14 protein-coding genes, 1 other RNA gene and 1 pseudogene are annotated in these 17,240 nt (G+C 61.0%); 5 read left to right on the top strand and 11 right to left on the bottom strand.

All coding sequences use genetic code 11. The features are described 5' to 3' along the window. Window positions 1-44: 44 nt before the first annotated feature. From GNZ12_RS36505 to gyrA, 11 genes are all read right to left on the bottom strand, one after another. Window positions 45-338: a LapA family protein gene (locus GNZ12_RS36505; protein WP_172316881.1), complete on the bottom strand. Its 294-nt coding sequence runs from the start codon at window positions 336-338 to the stop codon at window positions 45-47. Window positions 339-662: 324 nt separating this feature from the next. After that, window positions 663-989 carry an integration host factor subunit beta gene (locus GNZ12_RS36500; protein WP_028200079.1) on the bottom strand — a complete coding sequence of 109 codons (327 nt, stop codon included), beginning with the start codon at window positions 987-989 and terminating at the stop codon, window positions 663-665. Window positions 990-1,090: 101 nt separating this feature from the next. Further along, window positions 1,091-2,824 carry a 30S ribosomal protein S1 gene (gene rpsA / locus GNZ12_RS36495; protein ID WP_074282568.1) on the bottom strand — a complete coding sequence of 578 codons (1,734 nt, stop codon included), beginning with the start codon at window positions 2,822-2,824 and terminating at the stop codon, window positions 1,091-1,093. A 160-nt stretch (window positions 2,825-2,984) separates the two neighbouring features. Further along, on the bottom strand, window positions 2,985-3,671 hold the full coding sequence (gene cmk / locus GNZ12_RS36490; RefSeq protein ID WP_172316878.1) for a (d)CMP kinase: 687 nt from the start codon (window positions 3,669-3,671) through the stop codon (window positions 2,985-2,987). Between the two features lie 35 nt (window positions 3,672-3,706). Next, window positions 3,707-5,011, bottom strand: a complete 1,305-nt coding sequence (aroA, locus tag GNZ12_RS36485) for a 3-phosphoshikimate 1-carboxyvinyltransferase (protein WP_172316876.1) — start codon at window positions 5,009-5,011, stop codon at window positions 3,707-3,709. Window positions 5,012-5,029: 18 nt separating this feature from the next. Next, a complete protein-coding gene (locus GNZ12_RS36480) occupies window positions 5,030-5,980 on the bottom strand; it encodes a prephenate dehydrogenase (RefSeq protein ID WP_172316874.1) in 951 nt (316 codons plus the stop codon). Window positions 5,981-6,031: 51 nt separating this feature from the next. Continuing rightward, on the bottom strand, window positions 6,032-7,144 hold the full coding sequence (gene hisC / locus GNZ12_RS36475) for a histidinol-phosphate transaminase (protein WP_172316872.1): 1,113 nt from the start codon (window positions 7,142-7,144) through the stop codon (window positions 6,032-6,034). 81 nt (window positions 7,145-7,225) lie between these two features. After that, complete coding sequence (gene pheA / locus GNZ12_RS36470) at window positions 7,226-8,308, bottom strand: prephenate dehydratase (RefSeq protein ID WP_172316870.1); 1,083 nt, start codon at window positions 8,306-8,308, stop codon at window positions 7,226-7,228. Window positions 8,309-8,362: 54 nt separating this feature from the next. Further along, window positions 8,363-9,445, bottom strand: coding sequence for a 3-phosphoserine/phosphohydroxythreonine transaminase (gene serC, locus GNZ12_RS36465; RefSeq protein ID WP_172316868.1), 1,083 nt, complete (start codon window positions 9,443-9,445; stop codon window positions 8,363-8,365). A gap of 341 nt (window positions 9,446-9,786) precedes the next feature. Further along, entirely contained in the window at window positions 9,787-10,389 is a 603-nt protein-coding gene (locus tag GNZ12_RS36460) for a DUF2059 domain-containing protein (RefSeq protein WP_172316866.1), read from the bottom strand. Window positions 10,390-10,512: 123 nt separating this feature from the next. Continuing rightward, window positions 10,513-13,149: a DNA gyrase subunit A gene (gene gyrA / locus GNZ12_RS36455; protein ID WP_172316864.1), complete on the bottom strand. Its 2,637-nt coding sequence runs from the start codon at window positions 13,147-13,149 to the stop codon at window positions 10,513-10,515. Window positions 13,150-13,636: 487 nt separating this feature from the next. On the opposite strand from gyrA, the gene ompA reads away from it, so the two are divergent. From ompA to GNZ12_RS36430, 5 genes and pseudogenes are all read left to right on the top strand, one after another. Then, window positions 13,637-14,284, top strand: coding sequence for an outer membrane protein OmpA (gene ompA, locus GNZ12_RS36450; protein ID WP_063496925.1), 648 nt, complete (start codon window positions 13,637-13,639; stop codon window positions 14,282-14,284). A gap of 219 nt (window positions 14,285-14,503) precedes the next feature. Next, the gene (gene ubiG / locus GNZ12_RS36445) at window positions 14,504-15,202 is read left to right on the top strand and encodes a bifunctional 2-polyprenyl-6-hydroxyphenol methylase/3-demethylubiquinol 3-O-methyltransferase UbiG (protein ID WP_172316862.1); all 699 of its coding nucleotides are present in this window, start codon (window positions 14,504-14,506) and stop codon (window positions 15,200-15,202) included. Window positions 15,203-15,236: 34 nt separating this feature from the next. After that, the gene (locus tag GNZ12_RS36440) at window positions 15,237-15,950 is read left to right on the top strand and encodes an HAD family hydrolase (protein WP_074282559.1); all 714 of its coding nucleotides are present in this window, start codon (window positions 15,237-15,239) and stop codon (window positions 15,948-15,950) included. A 185-nt stretch (window positions 15,951-16,135) separates the two neighbouring features. Continuing rightward, window positions 16,136-16,505: a transfer-messenger RNA gene (gene ssrA, locus GNZ12_RS36435) on the top strand. Window positions 16,506-16,660: 155 nt separating this feature from the next. Further along, window positions 16,661-16,825: pseudogene (locus tag GNZ12_RS36430) on the top strand (Arm DNA-binding domain-containing protein); the annotation flags it as partial. Window positions 16,826-17,240 lie beyond the last annotated feature (415 nt).

The raw sequence follows: 17,240 nt of genomic DNA, 5'->3' as shown, positions 1-17,240 counted from the left end.
GCGGAAACGGAAAGCCGCGCTTCAGAAGCGCGGCAGAAGACAACTTAGATCAGCGGCGGCATGGGCGGTTGTTCGACCACGACGGGGGCTTCGCGCGCCACACGCAACTCGCGCTTGAGCCGGCCATTCTCTATGCGCAGGCGCACCATGGCCGGCATCGACGATACCAGCCCGGCCAGCAGCCCCACCACGAAGAACGCGAGGCCGATCAGAATCAAAGGCGCCGACCACGCGTAGCCAGCGAGGAAATTCAGCGTAGCAGGTTGCGTATTGGAGAGCGCGAGCACCAGCAGGAGCACGAACACCAGCACACGGATCAGCCAGACGATAAATTTCATGAATAGGTCTCTTGACGGCAGTTGCGGGGTGACGCCGGCTTGATGACGCGTCGCGCCACGGTGTTGCCCGCGCCGAAGTGACCCGTATTGTAATGGATGCCCTCGCGGCTGGGCAGGAAGTGGCTGATAGCGGACTTACGCGAGGTTTATCTTGCCGCAAAAGGATGCGTGGGCAGGTGTGTTCGATTGGGGAATGTGCCGGGCGTAACGGAGGAAAAAGCGGACGAAAAAAAAGCGCCCGAAGGCGCTTTTTCTGGTCTTTTGCCGTCTGGCTTTGGCCGCTGACGCTACCAATGCCATGCTGCAAACCGCGCAGCGAAGCATTTACAGGTCGTCGTCATCCGGCTCGTCGGCCTTCAGCGGCTCGCCCGAACGTCGGTCTACCCGCTCGCGCAATTCCTTGCCCGGCTTGAAATGCGGTACGTACTTCTCAGGTACCAGCACCTTCTCGCCCGACTTCGGATTACGCCCGACGCGGGAGGGACGACGATTAAGGCCGAAGCTGCCGAAGCCGCGAATTTCAATGCGATGACCGTTGGCAAGCGCCTCCGACATCGCATCAAGCATCGTCTTCACCGCGAAATCCGCATCTTTAAGTACAAGCTGCGGAAATCGCGTAGCCAGCTGGGCGACCAATTCCGATTTGGTCATACTGCAGCAGACCTCTCAAGAAAACGCCGGGCCACCCCCATGTTTTTCTGTCCCCCTAGGGGGGCCTGCCACGAAACGACAGGTTTGGGGGCGTTCCTCAATTACTGGTTCTGACCGTCGAGCTTGGCCTTCAGCAGCGCGCCGAGGTTCGTCGTGCCGGTAGCAGCCGAGCTCGAATCCGACGAAGCCAGGCCGCGGATCGCTTCCTGTTGCTCAGCCGAATCCTTGGCCTTGATCGACAGGTTGATACCACGCGACTTGCGATCGATGTTGATGATCATCGCGTTGACCTTGTCGCCGTCCTTCAGCACGTTGCGAGCATCTTCCACACGGTCTTGCGACAGTTCCGAAGCGCGCAGATAGCCTTCGACTTCCGCCGACAGCTGAACCACTGCACCCTTCGCATCTACCGTCTTGACCACGCCGTCGACGATCGAACCCTTGTCGTTCATGGCAACGAAGTTGCTGAACGGGTCGCCTTCGAGCTGCTTGATACCCAGCGAAATGCGTTCCTTCTCGACGTCGATGCCGAGAACGATCGCTTCCACTTCGTCGCCCTTCTTGTACTTGCGAACCGCTTCTTCGCCCGTTTCGCTCCACGACAGGTCCGACAGGTGAACCAGACCGTCGATGCCGCCCGGCAGACCGATGAAGACGCCGAAGTCGGTGATCGACTTGATTGCGCCTTGCAGCTTGTCGCCCTTCTTGAAGTTGCGGCTGAAGTCGTCCCACGGGTTCGGCTTGCATTGCTTCATGCCGAGGCTGATACGGCGGCGGTCTTCGTCGATTTCGAGAACCATGACTTCGACTTCGTCGCCCAGCTGAACAACCTTCGACGGTGCAACGTTCTTGTTCGTCCAGTCCATTTCCGACACGTGAACCAGGCCTTCGATGCCCGATTCCACTTCGACGAATGCGCCGTAGTCGGTGATGTTGGTGACCTTACCGAACAGGCGCGTGCCCGACGGGTAACGGCGGGAAATGCCTTCCCACGGATCGTCGCCCAGTTGCTTGATACCCAGCGAAACGCGGTTCTTCTCTTGATCGAACTTGAGGATCTTCGCGGTGACTTCCTGGCCAACCGACAGCACTTCGCTCGGGTGACGCACACGACGCCATGCGATGTCGGTGATGTGCAGCAGGCCGTCGATACCGCCGAGGTCCACGAATGCGCCGTAATCGGTGATGTTCTTCACCACGCCTTCCACGATCGCGCCTTCCTTCAGCGTTTCGAGCAGCTTTGCGCGCTCTTCGCCTTGGGTCGCTTCGATCACAGCACGGCGCGACAGCACGACGTTGTTACGCTTGCGGTCGAGCTTGATGACGCGGAATTCCAGCGTCTTGCCTTCGTACGGGGTCGTGTCCTTGACCGGACGCGTGTCAACCAGCGAACCCGGCAGGAACGCGCGGATGCCGTTGACCATGACGGTCATGCCGCCCTTGACCTTGCCCGTGATCGTGCCGGTCACGAGTTCGTTGTTGTCGAGAGCCTTTTCCAGCGACAGCCACGAAGCCAGGCGCTTCGCCTTGTCGCGCGACAGGATCGTGTCGCCATAGCCGTTTTCCAGCGCGTCGATCGCGACGGAAACGAAGTCGCCCGCCTGCACTTCTACCTCGCCCGCGTCGTTCAGGAACTCTTCGAGCGGGATGTAGGCTTCGGACTTGAGACCAGCGTTGACGACCACGAAGTTGTGGTCAACACGCACGACTTCGGCGGAGATCACTTCGCCGGCGCGCATGTCTTGCTTGGTCAGCGACTCTTCGAACAGAGCCGCAAAAGATTCGGTATTCGGGTTGGAAGTTTGCAGGTCGGACATAAAAATCAAAATTTGCATGGTTCTCGCGGTGCCCGGCTGGCCGGACGGTCAGCTACAACGGCAAGAATGCGAATGCCACGCGGGGTTAAGGGGTTTAAACACGCTCCACGACACACGCGGAGCACCTACTGACAACGTTGCTTCTCACTTCTTTTCTACTGCGCCCACTGCCCGGACATCAGGCATGCGGGACCCATGCTTCATACCACTGCACCACCTGTTCGACCGCTTCGTCGATGGATAATGCGGAGGTATCAAGCAGCTTTGCATCCGCTGCGGGCTTGAGCGGCGCGGCCGCGCGCTGACTGTCACGCTCGTCGCGCTCACGCAAATCCCGGAGCAAGTCCTCTATATTAGCAGAAAATCCTTTTTGGATCAATTGCTTATGCCGGCGCGCCGCACGGGCCTCGACGCTGGCGGTCATGAACACCTTCAACATGGCGTCCTGGAAGATCACCGTGCCCATGTCGCGGCCGTCGGCGACCAGCCCCGGTTCCTTACGGAAAGCCCGCTGACGGGCCACCAGCGCGGTTCGCACGGGCGCGTGCACGGCAATTGCCGAGGCGCGGCTGCCGACTTCCTCCGCGCGAATGTCGGCCGATACGTCGTTGCCGTCGAGCTGCGCCAACCCCTCGCGAAAGGTGATGTGCAGATCGTCGATCAGGCTGACAAGGGCGTCGGCGTCATCCGCCGCGATGTTGTAGCGCATGCTGGCCAGCGCGGCGAGCCGGTACAACGCGCCGCTATCCAGCAAGTGGAAGCCGAGATTCGCGGCAACCAGCGCGGCCACGGTGCCTTTGCCAGAGGCGCTGGGGCCGTCGATCGTAATGACGGGCGTTTGGTGAAAGGGACGGATCGGTTTCATCGAAAAAGTCGCACGTCAGTCGATTCGGGAACGAATCAGGGTTGAGCGAGCGCTGTGAAGCGCTCGAAATAATCGGGGAAAGTCTTGCCGACGCATTTCGGGTCGTTGATCCGGATCGGCACGCCGCCCAGGCTCACGAGCGAGAAGCACATCGCCATGCGGTGATCGTCGTAGGTATCGATCGCAGCGTTCGGAATCAGCTTTTCAGGCGGCGTGACAACGAGGAAATCCTCGCCCTCCTGCACCTTCGCGCCGACCTTGCGCAGCTCGGTCGCCATCGCCGCGATCCGGTCGGTCTCTTTGACGCGCCAACTGGCAATGTTGCGCAGCGTGCTGGTACCGTCCGCGAACAGCGCAGCAACGGCGATCGTCATCGCGGCATCGGGAATAAGGTTGAAGTCCATGTCGATCGGATCGAGCTTGCCGTTGTCGTTGCCCACGCCGCGCACTTCGATCCAGTCATCGCCCATCTGCAGGTTTGCACCCATCTTGATGAGCGCATCGGCAAAGCCGACGTCGCCCTGGATGCTGGCCCGGCCAACGCCTTCCACCCGCAGCGGGCCGCCGCCGAGCGCGCCGGCCGCGAGGAAATACGACGCCGACGACGCATCGCCTTCCACCATGATGGTGCCCGGCGATTGATAGCGCTGTCCTGCCGGCACGACGAACTGATGCCAGCCGTTGCGCTCGACCTTGATGCCGAAGTGCTCCATCAGCTTGATCGTGATCTCGATGTAGGGCTTCGAGATCAGTTCGCCGTCCACCTGCACGGTGGTCACGCCGCTTTCGGTGCGCAGCAGCGGCAGCGTCATCAGAAGCGAGGTCAGGAACTGGCTCGAGACGTCGCCGCGCACGCGGATCGGTGCGTCGGCCAGAATCTGCGCCGGGCGAATCCGCAGCGGCGGATAGCCGTCATTCTCTTCGTAGTCGATCTTCGCGCCGATCTGCCGCAAGCCGTCGACCAGATCGCCGATCGGCCGCTCGTGCATACGCGGCACGCCGTGAATACGATAGTTGCCGCCATTCACCGCGAGCGCCGCGGCCAGCGGACGCACGGCCGTGCCGGCGTTGCCGAGGAACAGATCGGCCGTGCGCGCCGTGAATGCGCCACGCGTGCCGGTCACGACACAGGTGTCGCCTTCGCGCTTCAAACGCACGCCGAGCTTTTCGAGCGCGTCGAGCATCACGCGGGTGTCGTCGGAGTCGAGCAGGTTCGTGATCGTCGTTTCGCCTTCGGCGAGCGCCGCGAGCAGCAGCACACGATTCGAAATGCTTTTCGAACCGGGCAAACGAACCGTGCCGGACGCACGAGAAAATGGTCCGAGATCGAGGAATTCCATGATTGAGTCCAGTTCCGGTTATTTCGACGCGTCGCCCAAGGCGGCCGCGTTAATGCGCTGTTCCTGCCACTCGGTACGCGCGGTGCGCGAGCGCGCGAACACGGCTTCGAGCGCGGCGCCGTCGGCGGCGTCGATCGCCGCGCGCAAACGCGCGAGCACCGCCGTGTAGGCATCCAGTTCGTTGAGCAACGCAACGCGATTCGCCACGCACACGTCGCGCCACATTTCCGGGCTCGACGCGGCGATGCGCGTGAAGTCACGGAAACCGCCGGCGGCGAATGAGAATTTCAACGCGGCGTCGGGCGAATTGAGAATCTGCTCGACCAGCGCGAAAGACAAAACGTGCGGCAAATGGCTGACCGAGGCGAGCACACGGTCATGCTGCTCGGGCGTCATGTCGCGCACACAGGCGCCGGTAGCACGCCACATCGCGGCAACACGCTCGACGGCTTCGGGCGCGTTCTCCGGCAGCGGGCACAACACGACGTTACGGTTGACGTACAGGTCGGGCAACGCCGCATCCGGGCCGCTCGCCTCACGGCCGGCAATCGGATGCCCCGGCACGAACTGGCCGATGCGCGCACCGAGCGCCGCGCGAGCGGAAGCAACCACGTCGGACTTGGTGCTGCCGGCATCGGTGACGATCGTGTCCGCGTCGAGAAACGGCGCAATGCGTTCGAGCAGCGGTTGTGTCTGCGCAACCGGCGCGGCAAGCAACACGATATCCGCGCCGGACAGCGCGGCGCGCAACGCCGCGTCGTCGCTCAACGCCGCGGATCCGTCGATCACGCCCAACTCAAGCGCGCGCGCCGTCGACGCGGATGAACGCCCTGCGCCAATCACGGTTCGCGCACCTGCTGCCTCACCCCGCTCGCCCCGCTCACGCAACGCGCGCGCGAGCGATCCGCCGATCAGGCCGACACCGAAAATCACCAGCTTGTTAAAAGAGAAAGCGGCCACGTCGGTCACAGAAAAAGCGCGCTTTTCATGAAGTGAGGCGCGCGGGTCAAGGTCAACCGCTTACGCGGCAGCGAGCGTCTTTTCGAGCGCCGCGAGGAACGCTTCGTTTTCTTCCGGCAGACCGATCGTGATGCGCAGCCATTGCGGCAAACCGTAGTTGCCGACCGGGCGAACGATCACGCCCTGTTTAAGCAACGCGAGGTTGACGCGGTTGCCGGCTGCGTCGTCGCTGCCGACGCGCACCAGCACGAAGTTGCCGTCCGACGGCACATATTCGAGGCCGAGTTTGTCGAACGCTTCGGTCAGGCGGCGATAGCCTTGCGCATTCAAGGCCGCGCTCCTGTCCAGAAACGCCTTGTCGTTCAGCGCCGCGATCGCCGCGGCTTGCGCCAGCGTGTTCACGTTGAACGGCTGACGCAGACGGTTCAGCAGATCGGTCAACTCAGGCTGCCCGATGGCAAAGCCGACACGCAAGCCGGCGAGACCAAACGCCTTCGAGAACGTGCGCGACACCAGCAGATTCGGAAAACGGCGCACCCACGCGATCGAGTCGTAGCGCTTCTCTTCCGGCAGATATTCCGTGTACGCCTCGTCGAGCACGACGACCACGTGACGCGGCACCTTGTCGAGAAACGCTTCGAGCTTGGCGCCTTCGATGAACGTGCCAGTCGGGTTGTTCGGGTTCGCGACGAAGAGCAGGCGGGTGTCGTCCGTGATCGCGGCGAGCATCGCGTCGAGGTCGTGGCCGTACTTGACGGCCGGCACGACGATCGCACGCGCGCCCACGCCTTGCGTGGCGAGCGCGTAGACCGCGAACGAGTATTGCGCGTAGACGATCGACTGGCCCTTCTCGACCAACGCATGCGCGGCAATTTCGAGAATGTCGTTGCTGCCGTTGCCGAGCGTGACCCAGTCGGCCGGCACGCCGTAACGCTCGCTCAGCGCTGCCTTCAGTTCGAATGCGTTCGCGTCCGGATAGCGGCCGAGTTCGCTGGCCGCTTGCGCCATGGCGCGTTGCGCCGATTCCGGCATGCCGAGCGGATTTTCATTCGACGCGAGCTTCACGATGGTCGCTTCGTCGAGACCAAACTCGCGGGCCACTTCCGAAATCGGCTTGCCGGCGATGTAAGGCGCGATCGCGCGCACATAGGAAGGACCGAAGGACGTTGTCATGAAAATCTCCGAACGACTAATTAGTAGTAAGTGAACCTGCGACAGGCGCGCCCAAGTGACGTGCGCGCGCCTGAGCCGACATCAACGGGCGCGCGGATACGAGCCGAGAATCTTCAGGAACGCGGCCTTCTGGCCGAGTTCTGTCAGCGCGGCAGCGACCGCCGGCTCGTCGCGATGGCCTTCGACGTCGATATAGAAGTAGTACTCCCACGTGCCGACGCGCGCCGGGCGCGACTCGAAACGGGTCATCGATACGCTATGGCGCGCCAACGGCTCCAGCAGCTTGAACACGGCACCCGGCTCGTTCGCCACCGAAACGATCAACGACGTCTGGTCGTGCCCGCTGACGCCGGTGCGCTCCTTGCCGATCATCACGAAACGCGTGCGGTTGTGCGGATCGTCCTGGATCAGGGCATAGGCGACTTGCAAACCGTAATGCGTCGCCGCGCGATCGCCGGCGATCGCAGCGACAGTCGGATCTTCCGCGGCCATGCGCGCGGCTTCGGCATTGCTCGACACCGCCTGCCGCTCGAGATGCGGCGCGTTGGTCGCGAGCCAGCGCTGGCACTGGGCGAGCGCCTGTGCGTGCGCGCACACCCGCGTCACGCCGGTGAGGCCGCCGTTCAGCGTCAGAAGATTGTGGTGAATCGGCAAGGCCAGTTCGCCGCCAATCGTGAGCTGGGTTTGCAGCAGCAGATCGAGCGTGCGCGACACTGCGCCTTCGGTCGAATTTTCGACCGGCACAACGCCGAACTCGGCGGCACCTGCTTCGACCGAGCGAAATACTTCGTCGATCGACGGGCACGGCAGACCTTCGATCGACTGACCGAAGTACTCATGCATGGCCTGTTCGCTATACGTGCCGACCGGACCGAGATACGCGGCCTTGATGGTCTTTTCGAGCGCGCGGCTCGCGGCCATGATCTCGCGCCAGATCGCGCTGATATGCTCGCTGGCCAGCGGGCCCGCGCTCATATCCTGCAGGCGTGCGATCACCTGCTGCTCGCGCTCAGGGCGGAACACCGGCGCGTTGAAATGCTTCTTGACCTCGCCCACTTCGAGCGCCACCGCGGCGCGCTGATTGAGGAGCGCGATGAGTTGCGCGTCGAGCGCGTCGATGCGTTCGCGAAGGGGTTTGAGTCGGTTATTGAGTTCGTCGTCCATGCGTGAATACGGCCCTGCCGGGTAACTGCTGGAAAGGATGCGCGCGCCTCGACCTCAGGCGCTGCGCTGTTCGAATTCCTTCATGTATTCGACAAGCGCTTTGACGCCCTCGAGCGGGACGGCGTTATAAATCGACGCCCGCATGCCGCCGACGGACTTGTGGCCCTTTAGCTGCACCATTCCCCGCGCTTTCGCGCCGGCCAGGAAATCTTCGTTGCGCGACTCGTCGGCGAGGAAAAACGGTACGTTCATCCGCGAACGCGAGCCACGCTCGACCTTATTCAGATAGAAGCTGCTCGAATCGATCGCGTCGTACAATAGCTTCGATTTTTCGAGGTTACGCGCTTCCATCGCGGCAAGGCCGCCCTGCTTCTTCAACCACTTGAACACCAGCCCCGCGACGTAAATCGCGTACGTGGGCGGCGTGTTGTACATCGAATTGTTTTCGGCGACGGTTTTCCATTCGAACGCCGACGGGCAGATCGCTTGCGCGCGATCCAGCATGTCTTCGCGCACGATCACGACGGTCACACCCGCCATGCCGATGTTCTTCTGCGCGCCGCCGAACAGCACGCCGTATTTGGCAATGTCCATCGGACGCGACAGGATGTGCGACGAGGCGTCGGCCACCAGCGGAATATTGCCGAGATCGGGAATCTCGAACGTCTCGACACCGTGAATGGTCTCGTTGGTGCACAGATGCACGTACGCCGGATCGTCCGACAGTTGCCATTCCGCGCGCGCCGGCGCCCGCGTGAAGCCCTCGGCGGTCTGCCCGCTCGCGGCAAGATGCGCCGTGCCGTACTTTTGCGCTTCCTTGAACGATTTCTGCGACCATGAACCGGTCACGACGAAATCCGCGCGCGCTTTCGCGCCCATCAGATTCATCGGCACGATCGCGTTTTCACCCAGCCCTCCGCCCTGCAGGAACAGAATCCGGTGGCTTGCCGGCACATTGAGCAGATCGCGCAAATCGACGAGCGCTTCCTCATGAATCGACATGAACTCTTTGCCGCGATGGCTCATTTCCATCACGCTCATGCCACTGCCCTGCCAATTGAGCATCTCGTCGGCTGCATGACGCAGCACTTCTTCGGGCATGGCAGCGGGGCCGGCGGAGAAATTAAAGACGCGCATCGTGAGATCCTGGAAGCTGGCGCGAAAAACGAACAGATCGCGCAAAAATCGGCGAAGTTGACAGCCGCGAAGGCCGCCACTGCAAAATTAGCGACGCGAACTCGACAGCACGAGTTTGACGACGCGCGCTTGGCAACACGTGTTCGACACCAGTTTCGCGCCCAAAAAGAAAATGGCCGTCTGCGCGTGTGCGCAAACGGCCATTATCGCATTGTCACCGCCAACCCGCCAAACCCGGCACGCCGTATAGCTTGCCGAGCGGCGGCTAGCGCGATGTCAGCGCAGCCTTTCGACCTTTTGGCTTGGTTAGTCGGCCAGGTTAGCCGACTAACTTCGTCAACTTACTTAGCCGGCTTGACCGAAGCGACTTCCTTGTCGGCCTCGTCACGCGTTGCCTTGATCGATTGCGGCATGTACTTTTGCATCAAGCCGTTCACGACGTCGCGGCCAACCTGGTCTTGCACCTGGATGAACTTGCGGCCGGTCGGGCTCTTGTAGAACGCGGTCAGATCCTTGATTTCCGACGTGCTGTAGTACTTCGCGTAAGCGTCGTACTGAGCTTGCATAGCGTCTTGACGGAAGGAGTCAGTTGCAAACACCTGGCCTGCGCCGTCAACCAGCTTCGGCACTGCATTCTTTTGCAGCGTCGGGACGGAAGCCTGCTTCTGCTTGTCCGTCATCGTCTTGTTTTCGCTCAGGGCGTCCGACAGGATGGCCGGAACCAGTTGCTTAGCTTGCATTTGCGCGCTATTGCCGATTGCGCCAACCAGCTTCTGTGCGTCGATTGCGTCCAGCAGGTCCTTGATTGCAGCCTGCTTGGCCGGATCAACCGGTGCCGCGGCAGCAGCCGGAGCCGCCGGAGCCGGGCTCTGAAGCGCTTGAGCCATAGCAAAGGTCGGCACGAGAGCAGCCAGCAACATCAGTTGTTTGAATCGTTTTTGCATCATTACTCCCTAAGAGAAATTAACTTGAACTGCAAGCTGCGCGGGGCGCGTATCGGCCCGATACGCCATTATTCCCGGCGCAGCTTTCAACCAATAACTGAGACTGAAAGTTACCGACGCGGATCAGGCCGCACCACCGTCTTCACCGCCGTTGTCGCCTTCGGCAGGACCTTCGGTGTCGCCTTCCACATCACCATCCGCTTCCGCCTCAGCAACCTGTTGCAGACCTGAAAGCTTGGTCCCTTCGTCAAGGCTGATGAGTGTAACACCTTGGGTTGCACGCCCCATTTCTCGAATTTCCGATACGCGCGTACGAATCAGCACGCCCGTATTGGTGATCAGCATGATCTGCGCTTCCTGATCCACCAGCGTGGCAGCAACGACCTTGCCGTTACGCTCCGACGTCTGGATCGCGATCATCCCCTTCGTGCCGCGCCCGTGACGCGTGTACTCGGTGATCAGCGTGCGCTTGCCGTAACCGTTTTCGGTTGCGGTCAGCACCGACTGCTGCTCGTCGCCGGCCACCAGCAACGCAATCACGCTCTGGCCGTCTTCGAGCTGCATGCCGCGCACACCGCGCGCCTCGCGCCCCATCGGACGGACGTCGTTCTCGTCGAAGCGCACTGCCTTGCCCGAATCCGAGAACAGCATCACGTCATGCTGGCCGTCCGTAATGGCGGCGCCGATCAGGTAGTCGCCGTCATCCAGGCCGACCGCAATAATACCCTTGCGCAACACGCGGCCAAAGGCTTCCAACGGCGTCTTTTTTACGGTTCCTAACGCGGTGCCCATAAAGACGAATTTGTCAGCCGAGAATTCCTTCACCGGCAAGACAACCGTAATCTTTTCGCCGTCCTGAAGCGGGAAGATATTGACGATCGGACGGCCGCGTGAGTTCCGCGAACCTTGCGGCACTTCGTAGACCTTCACGCTGTACACGCGACCACGATTCGAGAAGCACAGAATGTGATCGTGCGTGTTCGCGATGAACAGCGTGTCGATCCAGTCGTCTTCTTTCATCGCCGTGGCCTGTTTGCCGCGACCACCCCGCTTCTGCGCGCTATATTCGGACAGCGGCTGCGATTTCACATAGCCCGCGTGCGACATGGTCACGACCATCTCTTGCGGTGTGATCAGGTCTTCGGTGTTCAGTTCGGTTGCGTTCAGCTCGATCTTCGAGCGGCGCGCGTCGCCGAATTCGGCTTTGATCGACGTGAGCTCGTCGACGATGATCGCCGTAATGCGTTCCGGGCGAGCCAGAATGTCCAGCAGGTCGGCGATTTGCGCCATCACTTCGCGGTACTCGCCGATGATCTTGTCCTGCTCCAGACCCGTCAGGCGTTGCAGACGCATCTGCAAGATTTCCTGAGCCTGGGTGTCGGACAAGCGGTAAAGACCGTCGGACTGCATACCGAAGGACGGATTCAAACCGTCAGGGCGATACGCCTCACGACCACCGGCCGACGCGTTTTCCGTCTCGGCACGCGACAACATTTCGCGCACCAGCGACGAATCCCACGGACGCGCCATCAATTCCTGCTTGGCGATCGGCGGAGTCGGCGCGGCCTTGATGATCGCGATGAACTCGTCGATGTTGGCGAGCGCCACCGCCAGGCCTTCGAGCACGTGACCCCGTTCGCGGGCCTTGCGCAGTTCGTATACAGTGCGCCGCGTCAGCACTTCCCGGCGATGCGACAGGAAGCACGCCAGCATTTCCTTCAGGTTCAGCAGTTTCGGCTGGCCGTCGACCAGCGCGACCATGTTCATGCCGAAGGTGTCCTGAAGCTGGGTCGCCTTATACAGATTGTTGAGCACCACTTCCGGCACTTCACCACGCTTCAGCTCGATCACGACGCGCATGCCGCTCTTGTCGGATTCGTCGCGGATGTCGGAGATGCCTTCGAGCTTCTTCTCGTTGACCAGCTCGGCGATACGCTCCAGAAGTGAGCGCTTGTTTACCTGGTACGGCAACTCGTCGACGATGATCGACATGCGCTGACCGCGGTCGATTTCCTCGAAGTGCGTGAGCGCGCGCATCACCACGCGGCCGCGGCCGGTGCGATAGCCGTCGCGCACGCCGGCCACGCCATAGATGATGCCGGCGGTCGGGAAGTCAGGCGCCGGGATGATCTCGATCAGCTCGTCGATCGTGGCTTCCGGGTTTTTCAGCAGATGCTGACAAGCGTCGACAACCTCGTTGAGGTTGTGCGGCGGGATGTTGGTCGCCATACCGACCGCGATACCGGACGAGCCATTGATCAGCAGATTGGGAATACGCGCCGGCAGGATAGCCGGTTCGTTTTCGCTGCCGTCATAGTTCGGCGTGAAGTCGACCGTTTCCTTGTCGATGTCGGCCAGCAATTCGTGGCCGATCTTTGCCATGCGGATTTCGGTGTACCGCATCGCTGCGGCGTTGTCGCCGTCGACCGAACCGAAGTTGCCCTGACCGTCCACCAGCATGTAGCGCAGCGAGAAATTCTGCGCCATCCGGACGATCGTGTCGTAGACAGCCGTGTCGCCGTGCGGGTGATATTTACCGATTACGTCGCCGACAATACGCGCCGACTTCTTGTAAGCCCGGTTCCAGTCGTTGTTCAGTTCGTGCATCGCGTACAGCACGCGCCGGTGCACCGGCTTCAGGCCATCGCGAACATCGGGAAGCGCACGCCCCACGATCACGCTCATCGCGTAATCGAGATACGAACGGCGCATTTCCTCCTCTAGGGAGATTGGCAGAGTCTCTTTGGCGAATTGATCCATTATCCGTATCTTTTACGTGCCAAGGCGACGGCGTAAAGCTCACTTAACCGCGCCTTCGCGTAAGCATTGCAGGCGCAACGCATCACGCGATTCTAACATGTCGCGCATCCGCCCCCGGCGGGGGTACGTATACCTATTAGCAGGCGATCGGGAACGGCGCCTGAACGCCCCATCATCCAACCAGGGCAGGCTCGATTTGTGCATGGGCCAATCCGCCGCTCAGCCATGACTGGCGGTGCCTTCAGCGGATTGCTTCTGTTGCGCATGCACCACAATTGGAGGGCGATTTGATCGGGGGCAGATTTTTTTATCGTTGGAAGGGAACGATATGGCAAAATGCCAACGCACAAAGAGTTAGACACTGCTCGAAGTCTACACAGCACGTTTTTTGTTCTACACCGATGTTATACTTCGAGCAATGTATGACTTGTCTTCGTCAACAGGCTCGCAGTAAACCTGCGGTAATCTCAATTTCGAGAGGAGAAATATGAATAAACTTTCAAAGCTCGCGTTCATTGCAGCTACCGCAGTTATGGCTGCATCCGCCATGGCGCAATCGGTGCCGGCGTCGCGACAAGCTACGAACGACAACTGGGTGAATGGTACCGGCGAATACGTGTGGATGAACGGCACGAACGAGCTTTGCTGGCGCGATGCATTCTGGACGCCGGCAACGGCCAACGCTAAGTGCGATGGCGCCCTGGTTGCCCAGGCTCCGACCCCGCCGGCTCCGGTCGCACCTGCACCGGCTATTACGAGCCAAAAGATTACGTATCAAGCTGACGCTCTGTTTGACTTCGACAAGGCTATCCTGAAGCCGGCTGGCAAGGAAAAGCTGGACGATCTGGCATCGAAGGTTGGCGCGCTGAACCTGGAAGTCATCGTCGCAACGGGTTACACGGACCGTATCGGTTCGGACAAGTACAACGACCGCCTGTCGCTGCGCCGTGCTCAAGCTGTGAAGTCGTACCTCGTGAGCAAGGGCATCGAATCCAACCGTATCTATACGGAAGGCAAGGGCAAGCGCAACCCGGTCACGACCGGTTGCAACCAGAAGAACCACAAGCAACTCGTCGCTTGCCTCGCACCGGATCGTCGCGTGGAAGTCGAAGTTGTCGGTACTTCGAAGCAGTAAGCTACAAGTTACCGCAGTATCAAAGCCCCGCTTCGGCGGGGCTTTTTTTATGCCGCAGGTGCGGGCGCCGCTCGCCTTCTCCTCCGAGTACGCGCCCGACCTGCCGGAATAAGACGCGCCAGCCGCCGCGCGGCATTTTGCCGCCCCGTCGCCCGGCCTATATACTCAGGGTTTATCCTCGAGCGCCCGCTCAACGCTCTCATCGAGGCAGCTTCCGCCATGACCAACGCCGATCCCCACGAACTGCAGAAATTTAGCGACCTCGCGCATCGTTGGTGGGACCCGAACGCCGAATTCAAACCGCTGCATGAACTCAATCCGATTCGCCTGAGCTGGATCGACGCGCACGCGCATCTCGCCGGTAAAACCGTGCTGGATATCGGCTGCGGCGGCGGCATTCTGTCGGAGTCGATGGCAGGATTGGGGGCGCACGTGAAGGGAATCGACCTGTCGACCCAGGCACTCGGTGTGGCGGATCTTCACAGCCTTGAAAGCGGTGTAACCGTCAATTACGAAGAAATCGCCGCTGAAGCACTCGCCGCCCGCGAACCGGGCACTTACGACGCCGTCACCTGCATGGAAATGCTCGAGCACGTGCCCGAACCGGCCGCGATCGTCGAGGCATGCAAGACGCTGGTGAAACCAGGCGGCTGGGTGTTTTTCTCCACACTAAACCGCAATGTGAAGTCGTATCTGTTCGCGGTGATCGGCGCCGAATATATCGCGCGGATGCTGCCCAAGGGCACGCACGATTACGCGCGCTTCATCCGTCCGTCGGAGTTGGCGAGCTTCGTGCGCGCCGCCGGCCTGCGCACGACCGACATCAAAGGTATCGTTTATAACCCGCTCAGCAAGCATTTCACGCTGTCCGCCGACTCGAGCGTGAACTACATGCTCGCCTGCCGCCGCGACGTCTGATCCGCCCCCGAGCTGCCCGGACTCAATCCAATCAATGAGCGATCCCACGCCCCTGCCCCAACGCGAAGACAACGACAATGCACTCGGTCTTTGCACGGCTGTCCTGTTCGACCTCGACGGCACGCTGGCCGACACCGCGCCTGACCTGGCGGCCGCCGTCAACAAAATGCGCCATGATCGCAGCCTCGAGATGGTGCCGCTCGAAAACCTGCGGCCACTCGCGTCCGCGGGCGCGCGCGGGCTGATCGGCGGGGCCTTCGGCATCGGCCCTGAGGATCACGAGTTCGCGTCGATGCGCGCGGAGTTTCTCGCCAACTACGAAGCGGACTTGTGCATCGAGACCGTGCTGTTTCCCGGCATCCCCGCATTGCTCGACGATCTCGACGCACGAGGTGTGCGCTGGGGCATCGTGACGAACAAGGCGGCAAGGCTCACCGAGCCGCTGATCGCGCAACTCGGCCTCGAAGAGCGCGCGGGCTGCGTGGTGAGCGGCGACACGACCCCGCATTCGAAACCGCACCCTGCGCCCTTGCTGCACGCCGCGCGCGAGCTGGATGTGGTGCCGGAGCGCATTGTCTACGTCGGCGACGACCTGCGCGATGTGCAGGCGGGTTTCGCGGCCGGCATGAAGACCATTGCGGCCGCCTACGGCTACTGCGGCAACGACATTCCGCCGACGAAATGGCACGCGCAGCATGTCGTGCACTCACCCGCTGAATTGCTGCAGCTGCTGCGCGATATCGGTTGAGCGGTTGAGCGGCTAAGCGCATACAGCGAACACGGCGCACGCAACGCTATGTGGCTTGTTGCCGCTTCGCCGCGGCCGTGCAGCAATGCAGCGGGACGGCAAGGCAACAAGGCAATCAGCCAGGACGCGGCCGTCAAACTATTGTAAAATCTACGCTGGCCCAGACATTTGGGGCAACGAACCGTGGGGGCGACCTGGTTTCGACAGGGGTTGCGAAGCGGCTAGGGCATACCGAGGACCCGTCACCTCGTTAATCAATGGGAAAAACGTAACTGCAAACGACGAAACGTTCGCACTGGCAGCCTAAGGGCCGCCGTCCTCTGCCTAGTTCACTGACGGGCTAGAGTCGCAAGACCGGTAGCAATACCGACAGAGGTCATATACGTCAGTTAAGCCTTGGCGGCGTCACGACGCCCGGGTCGAAAACCTAGTGAATCGCCGTCACGCAGCGTGTTCGTCCGCGTCGTGGTGGTTAAATCAAATGACAGAACTAAGTATGTAGAACTAGTCGTAGAGTGCTTCTGGACGCGGGTTCGATTCCCGCCGCCTCCACCAAACACCTTGCAAGTGGCAGCAAAGTTTTACCAAGAACCCCGATAGCGTAAGGCTCTCGGGGTTTTTTGTTGCCAGCTTCGCCCACCTTCTCCAATTGACATCCGGGGGCATTTTTGGGGAGGCAACGAACGTACCCCTTCTCGGAGTTGCCCTCGATGCCCCTCATCGATCCCGCAATCCGCACTGCGACGCCTGCTAATAAACCCGTTCGGTCGTTCGACGGTGGCGGCCTGTACCTGGAAGTTGTCCCTAGCGAGAGCCAGTGGTGGCGCTTCAAATACCGGTTCGCGGGAAAGGAAAAGCGCTTATTCCTCGGCGTTTCCGTTCGTTTGATTCTTTGATAGTTAATCAAAGCGGGCTGCAGCCAGTTGCGCGGCGCTAGAACACCGGCAGGAACCGGGGGGCTGGAATACGTCCGCAAGCGTAGGTTAACCACTTCGTGAAGCTACGTTCATGCGATGAGGCGGCAATCTTGCGCGCGGAAAAACGGCAGCAGCGGCGGTTGCGCCGCATCAAAAAACGGATGCCGTTCGAGTAGCCGTCCCGCCTTTCGAACTTGTCTGATATCCCTCCACCCCGGCTTTGCGGATGATTGACTTTGGGTTTGTATATCCGGCTGTTGCGCAAACCCTAGGGCGCAGGAGGCGCGCTCGCACGAGACGTTGCCTGCGACGATTCATTCAAAACGGAAAACCGGAAATGTCAGATAAGCAACAAGAAGCAACGACGTATCTG

Source organism: Paraburkholderia solitsugae (genome assembly GCF_013177695.1).
In the GTDB taxonomy this organism is placed as follows: Bacteria; Pseudomonadota; Gammaproteobacteria; order Burkholderiales; family Burkholderiaceae; genus Paraburkholderia; species Paraburkholderia solitsugae.
This window is presented reverse-complemented; position numbering and strand designations above follow the sequence as displayed.